Genomic DNA, 14,394 nt, shown 5'->3' with positions numbered 1-14,394 from the left:
AGCAACCTGTGGCGAGGGAGCTTGCTCCCGCTGGGCTGCGAAGCAGCCCCAAAAGCCTGGGAGCGCTTCGCACTCCAGCGCGAGCAAGCTCGCTCGCCACAACAAACCAGTTCCTACCGTGTCTATGTCAGCCCTTCCAGACCTGCGGGTTCACCAGGTCTTGCGGACGCTGGCCCAGCAACGCACTGCGCAGGTTCTCCAGGGCACGGTTGGCCATGGCTTCGCGGGTTTCATTCGTTGCCGAGCCGATATGCGGCAAGGTCACCGCATTGCTCAGTTGGAACAGTGGCGACTCAGCCAACGGCTCCTGCTCGTAGACATCCAGCCCCGCTCCACGAATGCGCCCGGTTTGCAGCGCGTCGATCAGCGCCGGCTCATCCACCACCGGGCCACGGGAAATGTTGATCAGGATCGCACTGGACTTCATCAAGCCCAGTTCGCGGGTGCTGATCAGGTGACGGGTCTTGTCGCTCAACGGCACCACCAGGCACACGAAATCCGCCTCGGCCAGCAACTGGTCCAGGCTGCGGAACTGCGCGCCCAGCTCTTGTTCAACTTCAGTCTTGCGGCTGTTGCCGCTGTACAGGATCGGCATGTTGAAACCCAGGCGACCACGGCGAGCCACGGCCGCGCCGATGTTGCCCATGCCGACGATGCCCAGGGTCTTGCCGTGCACATCGCAACCGAACAACGGTGCACCGACGCTGGCTTTCCACTGGCCGGCCTTGGTCCAGGCATCCAGTTCCGCCACGCGGCGCGCGCTGCTCATCAGCAGGGCAAAGGCCAGGTCGGCGGTGCTTTCGGTGAGCACGTCGGGGGTGTTGGTGAGCATGATCCCGCGTTCATTGAAGTAGGGCACGTCGTAGTTGTCGTAGCCCACCGATACGCTGGACACCACTTCCAACTTGCTCGCGCCTTGCAACTGCTCGCGGCCCAGCTTGCGACCGACACCGATCAACCCGTGGGCGTGGGGCAGGGCTTCATTGAATTGAGCATTGATGTCGCCCAACTTGGGATTGGGCGCGATCACGTCGAAGTCCTGTTGCAGGCGTTCGATCATTTCCGGGGTGACACGGCTGAAGGCGAGGACAGTCTTTTTCATTGCAGGCGGGCTCATCGACTACGGAAGAATGCCAAGCAAGCTAACATTCTTGCCCACAATTGTCAGGACACTGCAAAACCAATGTGAACACAGTTCAAAAGTGTGGGAGGGGGCTTGCCCCCGATGGCGATGTGTCAGCCAACTAATCCAGTAGCTGACACTCCCTCATCGGGGGCAAGTCGAATCGTCGCACCGCCCCTCCCACATTTAAACCGCATTGTCTGATAGAGATCAGTTCGCCAGGCGAGCGCCGCTAAGGCTGCCGCTCAGCTCATACGCCACCAACTCCGCCTGATGCGCCGCCAGAATCTCCGGCAATGAACCGCGCAGGTACTCCACCCAGGTCTTGATCTTCGCATCCAGGTACTGGCGCGACGGGTAGATGGCGTACAGGTTCAGCTCCTGGGAGCGGTAGTTGGGCATCACCCGCACCAGGGTGCCGTTGCGCAGACCTTCGATGGCCGCATACACCGGCAGCAGGCCAACGCCCATGCCGCTGGTGATCGCGGTTTTCATCGCATCGGCCGAGTTCACCAGGAACGGCGAGGTGTTGATCGCCACGCTTTCCTGGCCTTCGGGGCCGTTGAAGGTCCATTTGTCCAGCTGGATCACCGGGCTGACCAGACGCAGGCAGGCGTGGTTGAGCAAATCGTGGGGGCGCTGTGCGCAGCCCTTGGCCTTGACGTATTCCGGCGAGGCACAGGCGATGCTGTAGGTGATGCCCAGGCGTTGGGACACGAAGCCCGAATCCGGCAGCTCGCTGGCCAGCACGATGGACACGTCGTAGCCCTCGTCGAGCAGGTCGGGCACGCGGTTGGCCAGGGTCAGGTCGAAGGTCACGTCGGGGTGGGTGCGGCGGTAGCGGGCAATCGCGTCGATGACGAAATGCTGGCCGATACCGGTCATGGTGTGCACTTTCAACTGACCGGCGGGGCGGGCGTGGGCGTCGCTGGCTTCGGCTTCGGCTTCTTCGACATACGCGAGGATCTGTTCGCAGCGCAGCAAATAGCGCTTGCCGGCCTCGGTCAGCGCAATGCGACGGGTGGTACGGTTGAGCAAGCGGGTTTGCAGATGGGCCTCAAGGTTGGAGACCGCGCGCGAAACGTTGGCCGTGGTGGTGTCCAGTTGCACGGCGGCGGCGGTGAAGCTGCCAGCCTCGGCCACACAACTGAAGGCGCGCATGTTTTGCAAAGTGTCCATGGAGTGTTCTCAGGGGAGATAACAAATTGTGACAGAAAGTTACGCCGTCCAGTGATCCCTACCAACGGATTATCGCTTGAACGGTAACAAAGATTCACAGGAATGCCAGCTTATCGTCCTCCCTGGCGCCGCCTAGAATTGCGCCACCTACCCCGCGTTACCACCTCAGGAACTCGTTCACCGTGCCGCGTCGCATCAGCAGAGAGCTGAAGACTCTCATTAACGGAGGGCTTAAGGCTCTCAGTGTTTGCGCCTTATCGTTTGCAATCAGCGGCTGCATCGGAACCGGAGGAATCGCCCCCCAAGGCCAGGCCCTCAATGCCAATACCCTGGTCACCGACGAAGCGATCCAGAGCGCTGCTCAGGACGCGCATTGGCCCACCGCCCAGTGGTGGCAGGCCTATGGCGACCCCCAGCTCAATCGCTGGGTCGCCCTCGCTACCCAAGACAGCCCGAGCATGGCCATGGCCGCCGCTCGCGTGCGTGAAGCCCGCGCGATGGCCGGGATTGCCGAGTCGGCCGAGTCGTTGCAGATCAACAGCGACACCACTCTCAAGCGCCACAACTGGCCGAAAGACCAGTTCTACGGCCCCGGCGAGCTGAGCGGCGCCAACACCTGGGACAACAATTCGTCCCTGGGCCTGAGCTACGCCCTCGACCTGTGGGGCCGCGAAAGCAACACCACCGAGCGCGCGGTGGACATGGCCCATATGAGCGCCGCCGAAGCACGCCAGGCCCAGCTCGAATTGCAGAACAACGTGGTGCGCGCCTATATCCAGTTGTCATTGCACTACGCCAACCGCGATATCGTCGCCGCCACGTTGGCCCAGCAACAGCAGATCCTCGACCTGGCCAACAAACGCCTGGACGCCGGGATCGGCACGCACTTCGACGTGAGCCAGGCCGAGACCCCGTTGCCGGAAACCCATCGCCAACTGGACGCCCTGGACGAAGAAATCGCCTTGAGCCGTAACCAGCTCGCGGCGTTGGCCGGCAAAGGCCCGGGGGAGGGCGCAAAATTGCAGCGTCCCACCCTGGCCCTTGCCGCGCCGTTGAAATTGCCCTCGAGCCTGCCCGCGCAATTGCTCGGCCAGCGCCCGGACGTGGTCGCCAGCCGCTGGCAAGTTGCTGCGCAAGCCCGTGGCATCGATGTGGCCCATGCCGGGTTTTATCCCAACGTCGACCTAGTGGGCAGCCTTGGCTATATGGCCACCGGCGGCGGCATGCTGGAGTTTCTGGCCGGCAAGAAATTCAACTACAACGTGGGCCCGGCGATCACCCTGCCGATCTTCGACGGCGGCCGCCTGCGCGCAGAGTTGGGTGAAGCCAGCGCCGGCTATGACATTGCCGTGGCCAAGTACAACCAGACCCTGGTCAATGCGCTCAAAGGCATCAGCGACCAGTTGATCCGTCGCGAATCCATGGACAAGCAATCGACCTTCGCCGCGCAATCGGTGGCCTCGGCGCAGAAAACCTACGACATCGCGATGATCGCCTATCAACGCGGCCTCACCGACTACCTCAACGTGCTCAACGCCCAGACCTTGCTGTTCCATCAGCAGCAGATCGAGCAACAAGTCCAGGCCGCACGCCTGAGCGCCCACGCCGAACTGGTCACCGCCCTGGGCGGCGGCCTCGGTGCCGGCAACGACGTACCCCAGGACGCCAAGACCCTCCCGAGCAAGACCCCGGCGGCCCTCGCCGTGTTTGATCACTGAGTAGGATTGAATGACTCCCTTGCCTGCACCGCTGCGCTGGTTGCACGCCCTTGAGTGGCGCCGCGGTTTCTTCGACTGGGCGCGCAGCGACGGCGTGACCTGGGTGTATATCTTCAAGGTGCTGATCGCCGCGTTCCTCACGCTGTGGCTGGCGATGCGCCTGGAGCTGCCGCAACCGCGCACCGCGATGATCACCGTGTTTATCGTGATGCAACCGCAGAGCGGCCAGGTGTTTGCCAAGAGTTTCTATCGCTTCCTGGGCACCTTGGCCGGGTCGGCGGTGATGGTGTTCTTGATTGCGTTGTTTGCACAGAACACTGAGCTGTTCCTTGGCGCGTTGGCGATCTGGGTCGGCGTGTGCACCGCTGGCGCGACGCGCAATCGCAACTTTCGCGCCTATGGTTTTGTGCTGGCCGGCTACACCGCGGCGATGGTCGGTTTGCCTGCCCTGGCCCATCCGGACGGCGCATTCATGGCGGCGGTGTGGCGGGTGCTGGAAATCTCCCTGGGGATTTTGTGCTCCACGTTGGTCAGTGCGGCGATCCTGCCGCAAACCTCCAGCGCCGCGATGCGCAACGCGCTGTACCAGCGTTTTGGCGTGTTCGCGCTGTTTGTGACGGATGGCCTGCGCGGTCGCAGTCAGCGCGAGGGTTTCGAGGCCAGCAACGTGCGTTTTATCGCCGAAGCCGTGGGCCTTGAAGGGTTGCGCAGCCTCACCGTGTTTGAAGACCCGCACATGCGTCGGCGCAATGGTCGGCTCAGTCGCCTCAACAGCGAATTCATGAGCCTCACCACGCGCTTCAACGCCCTGCACCAGTTGCTCGAACGGCTGCGCACCGACGAGGCCGACCACGTGGTCGCGGCGATCAAGCCAGGGCTGCAAGACCTGGCCGAACTGCTCGACGGTTTCTCCGGCCGCGCCCTCACCAGCCCCGATGCGGCGCGCTTGGTCACGCAGCTCACCGCCTACAAGGACGGCCTGCCCGCCAAGGTGCGCAGCCTGCGTGCAGCGTTCCAGGAAGAAGCCCCCACCGAAGCCGAGCAACTGGACTTCCACACCGCCTACGAGCTGCTTTACCGCTTCGTCGACGACCTGCACAACTACGCGCAAACCCATGCGTCCCTGGCCGACCATCGCCATGAGCGTGAAGACTGGCACGAAGCCTACACCCCGAAAACCAACTGGCTGGCCTGCGCCGCCTCGGGGATTCGTGCGTCGTTCATCCTCATCGTGCTGGGCAGTTACTGGGTCGCCACCGCCTGGCCCAGCGGCGCCACCATGACCTTGATCGCCGCCGCCACCGTCGGCCTGTCCGCCGCCACGCCCAACCCCAAGCGCATGGCCTTCCAGATGGCCTGCGGCACCTTGATCGGCGCGCTGGTGGGCTTTGTCGAAATGTTCTTCGTGTTCCCCTGGATCGACGGCTTCCCGCTGCTGTGCGTGATGCTCGCCCCGGTGATCATCCTCGGCGCGTTCCTCGCCTCACGCCCGCAGTACGCAGGCGTCGGCGTTGGCTTGCTGATCTTTTTCAGCACCGGCTCGGTGCCGGACAACCTCACGATCTACAACCCCTACACCTTTATCAACGACTACATCGCCATGATCATCGGCATGCTGGTGTGCGCGGCGGCCGGGGCGATCATCCTGCCGCCCAACAGCCGCTGGTTGTGGCGCCGAATGGAGCAGGACCTGCGCGAGCAAGTGGTGTATGCCATCAGCGGCAAGCTCAAGGGCCTGGCGTCGAGCTTCGAAAGCCGCACCCGCGACCTGCTGCACCAGGCCTACGGCCTCGCGGTCGGCCAGCCGCAAGTGCAACGCGACTTGTTGCGCTGGATGTTCGTGGTGCTGGAAGTCGGCCACGCAATCATCGAACTGCGCAAGGAACAGGCAATTCTGCCGGTGCACCCGGCGTACGCTGAATCCCAGCCGTGGCGCCAGGCAATCCGCGTGATGGGTCGCTCATTGGTGCGCCTGTTCCTGCAACCCAGCGCGAGCAATCTGGAACGCGGCCTGATCGCCGTCGACCACGCGATCAGCCGCGTGCAGGCCACCGACGAACCCTTCGCCCCGCACTTCGACACCTCGGCCCTGCGCCGGGTGAAGAGCTACCTGCACTTTATCCGCACTTCGTTGCTCGACCCGCAATCGCCCCTCGCTGCCCTCAAAGGAGCCGCGCATGCCCCGTGAAATCGCGTTCCACGGCATCTACATGCCGACCATGACCTTGATGTTCCTGATCGCGGCGGGGCTGGCCTGGGGGCTGGATCGTTTCCTGTCCGGGTTCGACCTGTACCGTTTTTTCTGGCACCCGGCGTTGCTGCGCCTGAGCCTGTTCGTTTGTCTGTTCGGCGCCCTGGCGCTGACCGTCTACCGTTGAGAATGCCCTGATGAAAAAGTTTTTCAGCCTGCTTGCCACCCTGCTGGTACTGGCGTTGGCAATCTGGATTGGCCGCACCTTGTGGGTGCACTACATGGAGACCCCGTGGACCCGCGACGGCCGTGTGCGCGCCGACATCATCAACGTCGCCGCCGACGTGACCGGTGAAGTCATCGACGTGCCCGTACGCGATAACCAATTGGTGAAAAAGGGCGACCTGCTGATGCAGATCGATCCCGAGCACTACCGCATTGCCGTCAAACAAGCGCAATCGTTGGTGGCTTCGCGCAAAGCCACCTGGGAAATGCGCAAGGTCAACGCCCACCGCCGCGCCGACCTCGACGCCCTGGTGATCTCCAAAGAGAACCGCGACGACGCCAGCAACATCGCCGACTCGGCACTCGCCGATTACCAACATGCGCAGGCGCAGCTGGAAGCGGCCGAGCTGAACCTCAAACGCACCCAAGTGCTGGCGGCGGTGGACGGTTACGTCACCAACCTCAATGTGCATCGCGGCGACTATGCGCGCATTGGCGAGGCCAAAATGGCCGTGGTGGATATGAACTCGTTCTGGGTCTACGGCTTCTTCGAAGAAACCAAATTGCCCCATGTGAAAGTGGGCGACAAAGCCGATATGCAGTTGATGAGCGGCGAAACGCTCAAGGGCCACGTGGAAAGCATCTCGCGCGGCATCTACGACCGCGACAACCCCGAGAGCCGCGAGCTGGTGGCGGATGTGAACCCGACGTTCAACTGGGTGCGCTTGGCCCAGCGTGTGCCGGTGCGGATTCATATTGATGAAGTGCCGGAAGGAGTGTTGTTGGCGGCCGGTATTACCTGCACCGTTATCGTGAACCAAACCCAGAACTAAATGTGGGAGGGGCGGTGCGACGATTCGACTTGCCCCCGATGGCGGTGTATCAGTAACAAATATGCTGACTGACCCACCGCTATCGGGGGCAAGCCCTAATGCCAGTCAGTTAAGGGCAAACACCGTACTTGTGGCGAGGGAGCTTGCTACTTCTTAACTGACTGGCATTAGGGCAAGCCCCCTCCCACATTTGATCTTTGTTGGTAGTTCGGTCGTAGTATGTCGTTTCAGTGAATGAACGACTCGGCGACTCTGGTTTTACGTCGACGCCTGACCCGCAGCATGCTGACAAAGCGCCGGTGGTTCCGTGTATTAAGCATCAGCAGGCAGGCCAAGGATTGGAACAGAGGGAATACCGCAAACATCGTGACGGGGTGGTTCCCCAGGTAGTCCGCCGCAAGCATAGCGTTCAGGGTGGCCACGACTACGAGCAATACAGGCCCTGATCGAAACCCGGCCGCTGCCAGCGACCGCAAAAGCGGCACTCGCTTGGGGCTGATGCTGCACAACGGCACAAACTCTCTCAGCACCGTCACTTGATAATCACTGCCGATATGCACCACCCCAGCCCCGGCAATAGCCGGGTCGGCGTCAATGGTTTGGTAGAGCTTGGGCAGGTCCAGCAGGTTGGTCAGTCGTTGCCGGGTTGTGGTGTGCGCATCCGGCACACCGCTTTGCAGGAAGTTGCTGGGCATCCTTTCACCTGTGAATAGACAGAGGTGAAAGAGCCTGAGGATTGATTTCTTGAAATGATGTCAGGCCGTTCGCTGTTTCTTGTAGGACCTGACCTGACGGGCTAACCACAAAACTAAAAGGTGGGAGGGAGCTTGCTCCCGATAGCGGTGTATCAGTCACAAATATGCTGACTGACCCACCGCTATCGGGGGCAAGTCGAATCGTCGCACCGCCCCTCCCACATTGTTCAACTGCGTCAGGCCTTGATGAAGGTTTCGTGCAGATGCCGCCAAAGCAGCGCACCGCTGGCCTGTTTCTCGAATATCACGGTGGCGCGGCGGTCCGTCTGGGTGCCGCTGTCATCCACTTGATGCTCGCGGTAGGTCACCGTCGCCCCGCGTGCGTGCCGGTCGATCCCGGTCATTTCGCTCAGGGTGATTTTCAATCCCGGGCGCATGCCGCCCAGGCGTGTAAACAGCGCATTCACTCCGGCTGTATTCACCCGTGCACCCGTCGCCGGGGCGACCATGCTGAATTCCGGGGAAAAGCGCGCAAGCAGGTTTTGCAAGGTGCCCTCAGGCGCAACCCCGGCAAACCATTGTTCGATCTCGACGTGGGTCTGGATCACTTCTTCAAAAAAATCGCTGTAGTCGATCATCGTTGTGGCTCGCTGGCAGGGTGAAGCAGCGTGCGTACCCTGGAAGTATCCAGGCGCAGCACCGCGAAAAGAGGCAGCAGTGTCAGGGCTGCCGCCATCGTGAAGGTGATGGCGAAGGAATCCAAGGCCGACAATAGCCCACTGAGCGCCGCCGCACCCAGGCAAAAACTGAGCTGGCGATTGATATTCCACAAGGCGCTGGCGTGACCCATGCGGTCGGCGGGGATATCCAGAAATGCCAGGGTCTGCGCGGTGCTGCTGCACAGGCTGCCGCCCAGGCCCATCAGGACGTAGGCAGGAATGACCAATTCTTGGTTGAGCAACAGAATACCCACACATTGCAGCGCCATGCCGGCCAGCAGCAACGGCTTCGGACCGCTGCGGTTGAAGAATTTTTTGCTGATAAAAATCGCCAGCGCCGACGCGAGTGCCCACGGCAGCATCAGCGCGCCGGTCCGGGTTGCGTCATAGCCAAGGCCGCGCAGGTAGAGGATGGCGATCAGGCTGGTGCCGATGAACACGCCGGGGATGAACAGATAGACCAGCATCGCCACGCGCAACATCGGGCTGCGAATCTGCTGGAAAATACTGCCCACCTCCAAGGCCGGGCGCAGGGTCGTGGGTGCATCCGGTTTTATCCACAGCAGCGCCAGCAACAGGGTGATCAAGGCCGGCGGCAGGTTGGCGTAGAAGATCCAGCGCCAGGACACGCTGTCGACCATCAGCCCGCCCAAGGCCGGGGATAGCGCCGGCACCAGCAACGCCACCGACATCACTCGCGCCGTCAGTTGGCTGCGCTCAGTCGCGGGAAAGTGCCGATAAGCCATCGCCTGCCCCACGGGAATCAGCAAACCACCACCCAGCCCTTGCAGGCCGCGCCAGCCGATCAGCGTTTCAATCGAACTCGCCTGGCCCACCATCACCGACGCCCCGGCGAACAGCAACAGGCTGGCTGCGATCAGTGTGCGCTCACCCATCTGCGCCGCCAGCCAGACGCTGAACGGAATGATCAGCGTGAGGCCGAGCATGTAGGCGTTGCTGATCCACGCCAATTGCGTAACCGAGGCGTGTAGCTCGCGGGCGATATCCGGGTAGGCGACGGTGGCGACAAACATGTTCACCAGGTCCAGGGCGAAGCCGAGTAAAAAGATCCAGGCGATTTTCGAGCGGTAGGCCATGAACGCAATCCTGCGAATGAGGTGGGCAGGGTAGGCCGGGGAAAGGGTTTGGGCTACGCCGGTTTGCCTGTTAGTTTGTCAAAAATATTTTGACAAAGGAGTGGGTTGCCCATGGTCAGCCTGGACCGATTCGACACCTTCAAAGCCGTGGTCGAGGCCGGCTCGCTGACCGCCGCCGCCGACCTGCTGGGCCAAACCCGTGCCGTGGTCAGCTTCAATCTCAAGCGCCTGGAGGCGGAGCTGGGTGTGACGTTGCTGACCCGCAACACCCGCCAACTGGCGCTGACCGACGCAGGCGAGCGCTTCTATCTGCGCTGCACACGCATGCTCGAAGAGGCGCGACTGGCGGTAGAGGAGGCGCGCTCAGAGCACGCCCAGCTCAAAGGCACGTTACGTATTACCACCACAGTGGAATATGCATTGGCCGTGGTCGCTCCGGCGGTGGAGGCCTTTCGCCGCCTGCATCCGGACCTGAATATTCACTTATCCACATCCTCCACCCATGCCGACTTGATCTCCGAACGCTTTGACGTGGCGATTCGCTTGGGACGGCTGATCGACTCCACCCACCGTGCGGTGCAGCTGTCGACCTACGAGGTTTACGCGGTGGCGGCACCGGGCTTAACCCAGGCACGCACGCTGGATGAGTTGGCGGCGGTGCCCGCGCTCGGGCACGGACGCTTGACGGAATTGAGCGTGACCGACCCGGCGGGGGAGGTGCATCAATACCGCACCGGTCCAACCGCGCTAGTGGCGGACAGTGCGGCCGTTCTCCAGGCCTTTGCCGTGCGTGGCCAGGGGGCGGCGGTGTTGCCCCAATGGTTGGTGCAGGACGATCTGGACGCCGGGCGCTTGGTGCGCCTTTTGCCGGATCATCGCTTTGCGCCTCAAGGGATCTATGGAATGTATCCGGATACCCGACATTTACCGATGAAGGTGCGGGCGTTTATTGATTTTATGAAAGGCTAGAGCGAGCCACCCAACCCGAATCGTTTCTTCAACACCGTCTCCAGCAACCCCTTGGGCAACAGAGCCGCCATCAACGGCAGTGCCCGGCTGCCATTCCCCGCGCGCAACAGGCGCGGCGGTGTCGCTTGTTGCACGCCCTTGAGCACTTGCTCGGCAAACTGGCTCGCCGGCGTCGGATTGTCCTGCGAGGCCTGGGAGCGCGCGCGGATGCCTTCGCGCAGCGGCCACCAGGGGGATTTTTCGCTGATCAGTAATTCGGCTTGCGCGCCGGCGTTTTTCGCGAAGCTTGTGTCTATCGCCCCCGGTTGTACTTCCATCACCCGCACGCCAAACGGTGCCAACTCCATACGCAAGGCGTCACTCAACGCATGCACGGCGGCTTTGGATGCGCAGTAGGCGCCGGCAAACGGCGTGACCAGCACCCCGGAAACACTGCCGATATTCACCACCAACCCTTTGCTGCGGCGCAGGGCCGGGAACAGTGCCTGGGTCACGCCGACGATGGAGAACACGTTGGTTTCGAATTGGCGTTGCATGGCTTCGGTGCCGCCGTCGAGCAATGGGCCCATAGCGCCGTATCCAGCGTTGTTGATCAGCACGTCCAACTCGCCCAGTTGTTCGGCCAGGCGTTGCAGGGCGGTGCTGTCGTTGACGTCCAGTTCGACCGCGTTAAAACCGGCAGCGGCGAGGGCGGCGACATCCTCCGGACGGCGGGCGCTGGCCCACACGCTGTGGCCGGCGGCTTTGAAGGCGTCAGCCAATGCGCGGCCGATGCCACTGGAGCAGCCGGTGATGAGTACGTTGGGCATGGGGCAGTCCTTTGTCAGTCCGAGAAGCCACCTTGCAGGTGTTCGGCACGAAATTCCAGGGTTTGTGGGCGGTAGCCGGGGCGTAATGGCGGTGTGGGCAGGCAGTCTTCCCAGGTGGCGCCGGCCTGTAGCTCGCCGGGGCCGCGATAGCGCGGGGCGGCGTAGACGTTGTCGGCCAGGTTGACGGTGTCGCCCGGTGCATAGGCGGCGACACGCCAGCGCAGTTCGGTCAGCGGTACGTCGTTGCCGTTGTTAAGGACCAGTTTCAGCGGGCGGTCGGCGGGGCATTCCTGCGGGGCGTAGGTGATGCGCAGTTCCAGGCGCGCCAGCTGCGAGGCCTCGCGGTTGTCCAGCCACACCACCCAGATTGCCACGAAACCCAGGCCTACGGCAGCGGCGAGGGATACGGGCAGGGCTTTGGCGGGGTAGCGCAGCAGCAGGATCAGCCAGGTGATGATCAGGAGAACGCCGAAGAACATGGAGAGAGCCTCGCGAATGGATGAACCATCCTACTGTGAGGGAGGCAGGTTGACTATCCGGTGTTCTGGCGGGCCTCATCGGGGGCAAGCCCCCTCCCACCTTTGATTTGTGAATACATTCAAATGTGGGAGGGGGCTTGCCCCCGATGAGGCCTTTAAAGTCAGCACAAATCCAAAAAAAGCCCCCGCCCAACCGGCTGCGGATAGGGGACGCAGTCGGCTGGACGGGGGCTTCTTGTAGGACTGTTTTACTGCGCGATAGTTTTCACCGAAACCCCACGCTCAACCGGCGTCGAACGACCGTAGATATCTTCAAACCGCTCGATATCGTCTTCGCCCAAATAGCTGCCCGATTGCACTTCGATGATCTCCAACGGGATCTTGCCCGGGTTGCGCAGGCGGTGCACCGAGGCAATTGGGATGTAGGTGGACTGGTTCTCGCAGAGCAGGAACACGTTCTCGTCGCAGGTCACTTCGGCGGTGCCGCTGACCACGATCCAGTGTTCGGCGCGGTGGTGGTGCATTTGCAGCGACAGGCACGCACCCGGCTTGACCGAGATGTGCTTGACCTGGAAGCGCCCGCCCATGTCCACCGAGTCGTAGGAGCCCCACGGACGATAGACTTCGCAGTGGTTCTGGGTCTCGCTGCGGCCCTGTTCGTTGAGGGTGTTGACCATCTGCTTGACGCCCTGGACCTTGTCCTTGTGAGCAATCATCATCGCGTCCTTGGTTTCCACCACCACGATGTTTTCCAGGCCGATCACCGACACCAGCTTGCCGTTGCCGTGGATCATGCAGTTCTTGCTGTCCTGCACCACCACGTCGCCCTTGGTGACGTTGCCGTCGGCGTCTTTATCGTTGACCGCCCACAGCGACGCCCAGCAACCCACGTCGCTCCAACCGGCGCTCAGCGGCACCACGCAGGCGCGTTGGGTTTTTTCCATCACGGCGTAGTCGATGGAATTGTCCGGGCAGCAGGCGAACGTCGCTTCGTCGAAGGACACCGTGTCGGCATCCTGCTCGCTGCGCTCCAGGGTCAGCAGGCAGGTGTCGTAGATGTCCGGGTCGTGCTTTTTCAGCTCTTCGAGGAAGCGACTCGCGCGGAACAGGAACATGCCGCTGTTCCAGAAATAACCGCCGCTTTTGACGAACTCGACGGCGCGTTTTTCATTGGGTTTTTCCACGAACTGCTCGACGCGGCTCACGCCCTCGGGCAGCAGCGAATCGGCGGTGGACTTGATGTAGCCGTAGCCGGTTTCCGGACGGGTGGCCGGTACGCCGAACAGCACCATCTCGCCGCGCTCGGCGGCCACGGTGGCCAGGGCCAGGGCACGTTGCAGGGCTTTCTGGTCGTCGATCACGTGGTCGGCCGGCAGCACCAGCATCAGCTCGTCGCGGCCTTCATTGACCAGCATCATCGCGGTGAGGGCCACGGCCGGCGCGGTGTTGCGGCCAAACGGTTCCATCAGGATGCGTTGGCTTTCCAGCTTACGGGCGTTGAGTTGCTCGTTGACGATGAACCGGTGGTCCTTGTTGCAGACCACAATCGGCGTGTCCATGCCTTCGAATACCAGGCGTTCCAGGGTTTGCTGGAACAGCGTGTGCTCGCCGGTCAGGGCCAGGAACTGCTTAGGGAACTGTTTACGCGACAACGGCCAAAGACGGGAGCCGCTACCACCGGAAAGGATGACTGGGATCATGGGTGTTTCTCCTTGAATCGATTGGGGTCAGAGCCCACCCCGACAGGGGCGGGCCTCAAGTTGAAAAAGCTAATCAGCGGGTCGACACCGGGCGTTTCACCCAGACCGGCGACAGGCTCGAACCGGAGCCCGTCACGTACAGCACCGCCGCTTCACCACGTTCCAAAGCAACCGGCTTCACATCGCCGACTTTCTTGTCACCGTCATACAACGCCAGGCTTACCTTCACCGGGTTGATTTCACGCTCGCCACGGCCCTTGGCGGCGACCGACTTGACCACGTCGGTCTTGCCATCAGCGGTCTTCAAGGTCAGGGCCTTGTCGCTGAGGTTCTGCACGCGTACCAGGGACTTCTGTTTGTTCTTGAACGGCGGTTCTTCGATCAGTTGAGGCTGACCGCTGCCGCTGTTGACCAGGGTGTAGTAGTGGTCGGCGGCAAGTTTGACCGGCACGGTCTGGCTGCCGATCTTGGCGCTGTAGTCACCGCCGGGCATAAAGCTGAAATCGCTGCTGGCCAGTGGCGCAACATCGCTCAGGTTGGTGGCGCCAACGGTGGCGCTCACTTCCTGGTTGCTGGCGTTGTAGACCCGTACGAAGCTCGAACCTTTTGGCGCGGTCGGGCCGTACAGGGCGGCGTCACCACCGGCGAAGGCAGACA

Annotated in this window: 14 protein-coding genes; 5 read left to right on the top strand and 9 right to left on the bottom strand. The window is 62.2% G+C overall.

The annotated features are described in order from the left end of the window. Nucleotides 1–127: 127 nt before the first annotated feature. Both DYL61_RS12250 and DYL61_RS12245 read right to left on the bottom strand, forming a co-directional pair. Nucleotides 128–1,102, bottom strand: a complete 975-nt coding sequence (locus DYL61_RS12250) for a 2-hydroxyacid dehydrogenase (RefSeq protein ID WP_135308512.1) — start codon at nt 1,100–1,102, stop codon at nt 128–130. A 231-nt stretch (nt 1,103–1,333) separates the two neighbouring features. Then, nucleotides 1,334–2,302: a LysR family transcriptional regulator gene (locus tag DYL61_RS12245; RefSeq protein WP_135308511.1), complete on the bottom strand. Its 969-nt coding sequence runs from the start codon at nt 2,300–2,302 to the stop codon at nt 1,334–1,336. A gap of 182 nt (nt 2,303–2,484) precedes the next feature. On the opposite strand from DYL61_RS12245, the gene DYL61_RS12240 reads away from it, so the two are divergent. From DYL61_RS12240 to DYL61_RS12225, 4 genes are read left to right on the top strand one after another with little or no spacing between them, the layout of a single operon-like run. Next, entirely contained in the window at nt 2,485–4,020 is a 1,536-nt protein-coding gene (locus tag DYL61_RS12240) for an efflux transporter outer membrane subunit (RefSeq protein ID WP_135308510.1), read from the top strand. 10 nt (nt 4,021–4,030) lie between these two features. Continuing rightward, a complete protein-coding gene (locus DYL61_RS12235; RefSeq protein WP_135308509.1) occupies nt 4,031–6,208 on the top strand; it encodes an FUSC family protein in 2,178 nt (725 codons plus the stop codon). Then, nucleotides 6,198–6,398 carry a DUF1656 domain-containing protein gene (locus DYL61_RS12230; protein WP_135308508.1) on the top strand — a complete coding sequence of 67 codons (201 nt, stop codon included), beginning with the start codon at nt 6,198–6,200 and terminating at the stop codon, nt 6,396–6,398. Before DYL61_RS12235 ends, DYL61_RS12230 begins: the two co-directional genes overlap by 11 nt. Nucleotides 6,399–6,408: 10 nt before the next feature. Next, entirely contained in the window at nt 6,409–7,269 is an 861-nt protein-coding gene (locus DYL61_RS12225; RefSeq protein WP_135308507.1) for an efflux RND transporter periplasmic adaptor subunit, read from the top strand. Nucleotides 7,270–7,496: 227 nt separating this feature from the next. On the opposite strand, the gene DYL61_RS31575 is transcribed toward DYL61_RS12225, so the two are convergent. From DYL61_RS31575 to DYL61_RS12210, 3 genes are all read right to left on the bottom strand, one after another. Continuing rightward, complete coding sequence (locus DYL61_RS31575; protein WP_135308506.1) at nt 7,497–7,964, bottom strand: hypothetical protein; 468 nt, start codon at nt 7,962–7,964, stop codon at nt 7,497–7,499. Between the two features lie 236 nt (nt 7,965–8,200). Next, on the bottom strand, nt 8,201–8,602 hold the full coding sequence (locus DYL61_RS12215; RefSeq protein ID WP_135308505.1) for a DUF4440 domain-containing protein: 402 nt from the start codon (nt 8,600–8,602) through the stop codon (nt 8,201–8,203). Beyond that, on the bottom strand, nt 8,599–9,780 hold the full coding sequence (locus tag DYL61_RS12210) for an MFS transporter (protein ID WP_135308504.1): 1,182 nt from the start codon (nt 9,778–9,780) through the stop codon (nt 8,599–8,601). The genes DYL61_RS12215 and DYL61_RS12210 overlap by 4 nt, the downstream gene beginning before the upstream one ends. A gap of 111 nt (nt 9,781–9,891) precedes the next feature. Here DYL61_RS12210 and DYL61_RS12205 point away from each other — a divergent pair, with 111 nt between their 5' ends. After that, nucleotides 9,892–10,749, top strand: a complete 858-nt coding sequence (locus DYL61_RS12205) for a LysR family transcriptional regulator (RefSeq protein WP_135308503.1) — start codon at nt 9,892–9,894, stop codon at nt 10,747–10,749. Here DYL61_RS12205 and DYL61_RS12200 read toward each other — a convergent pair. From DYL61_RS12200 to DYL61_RS12185, 4 genes are all read right to left on the bottom strand, one after another. Beyond that, nucleotides 10,746–11,558, bottom strand: coding sequence for an SDR family oxidoreductase (locus DYL61_RS12200; RefSeq protein WP_135308502.1), 813 nt, complete (start codon nt 11,556–11,558; stop codon nt 10,746–10,748). The genes DYL61_RS12205 and DYL61_RS12200 overlap by 4 nt on opposite strands. A gap of 14 nt (nt 11,559–11,572) precedes the next feature. Beyond that, nucleotides 11,573–12,037: a multidrug transporter gene (locus DYL61_RS12195; RefSeq protein WP_135308501.1), complete on the bottom strand. Its 465-nt coding sequence runs from the start codon at nt 12,035–12,037 to the stop codon at nt 11,573–11,575. A gap of 248 nt (nt 12,038–12,285) precedes the next feature. After that, nucleotides 12,286–13,737, bottom strand: coding sequence for a mannose-1-phosphate guanylyltransferase/mannose-6-phosphate isomerase (locus tag DYL61_RS12190; protein WP_135308500.1), 1,452 nt, complete (start codon nt 13,735–13,737; stop codon nt 12,286–12,288). A 73-nt stretch (nt 13,738–13,810) separates the two neighbouring features. Next, nucleotides 13,811–14,394, bottom strand: a 584-nt coding sequence (locus DYL61_RS12185; RefSeq protein ID WP_135308499.1) for an alginate O-acetyltransferase AlgF, incomplete at its 5' end; no start/stop codon positions are given.

It is taken from the genome of Pseudomonas nabeulensis, from assembly GCF_004682045.1.
Lineage (GTDB): Bacteria > Pseudomonadota > Gammaproteobacteria > Pseudomonadales > Pseudomonadaceae > Aquipseudomonas > Aquipseudomonas nabeulensis.
The sequence above is the reverse complement of the archived record's forward strand: the minus strand, read 5'-3'. Positions and strand labels throughout refer to the sequence as shown.

Coding starts and splice junctions, on each gene's coding strand:
- DYL61_RS12230 (WP_135308508.1), top strand. CDS start 6,198: ATGCCCCGTGAAATCGCGTTCCACGGCATCTACATGCCGACCATGACC.
- DYL61_RS12200 (WP_135308502.1), bottom strand. CDS start 11,558: ATGCCCAACGTACTCATCACCGGCTGCTCCAGTGGCATCGGCCGCGCA.
- DYL61_RS31575 (WP_135308506.1), bottom strand. CDS start 7,964: ATGCCCAGCAACTTCCTGCAAAGCGGTGTGCCGGATGCGCACACCACA.
- DYL61_RS12225 (WP_135308507.1), top strand. CDS start 6,409: ATGAAAAAGTTTTTCAGCCTGCTTGCCACCCTGCTGGTACTGGCGTTG.
- DYL61_RS12245 (WP_135308511.1), bottom strand. CDS start 2,302: ATGGACACTTTGCAAAACATGCGCGCCTTCAGTTGTGTGGCCGAGGCT.
- DYL61_RS12205 (WP_135308503.1), top strand. CDS start 9,892: ATGGTCAGCCTGGACCGATTCGACACCTTCAAAGCCGTGGTCGAGGCC.
- DYL61_RS12250 (WP_135308512.1), bottom strand. CDS start 1,102: ATGAAAAAGACTGTCCTCGCCTTCAGCCGTGTCACCCCGGAAATGATC.
- DYL61_RS12235 (WP_135308509.1), top strand. CDS start 4,031: ATGACTCCCTTGCCTGCACCGCTGCGCTGGTTGCACGCCCTTGAGTGG.
- DYL61_RS12215 (WP_135308505.1), bottom strand. CDS start 8,602: ATGATCGACTACAGCGATTTTTTTGAAGAAGTGATCCAGACCCACGTC.
- DYL61_RS12195 (WP_135308501.1), bottom strand. CDS start 12,037: ATGTTCTTCGGCGTTCTCCTGATCATCACCTGGCTGATCCTGCTGCTG.
- DYL61_RS12210 (WP_135308504.1), bottom strand. CDS start 9,780: ATGGCCTACCGCTCGAAAATCGCCTGGATCTTTTTACTCGGCTTCGCC.
- DYL61_RS12190 (WP_135308500.1), bottom strand. CDS start 13,737: ATGATCCCAGTCATCCTTTCCGGTGGTAGCGGCTCCCGTCTTTGGCCG.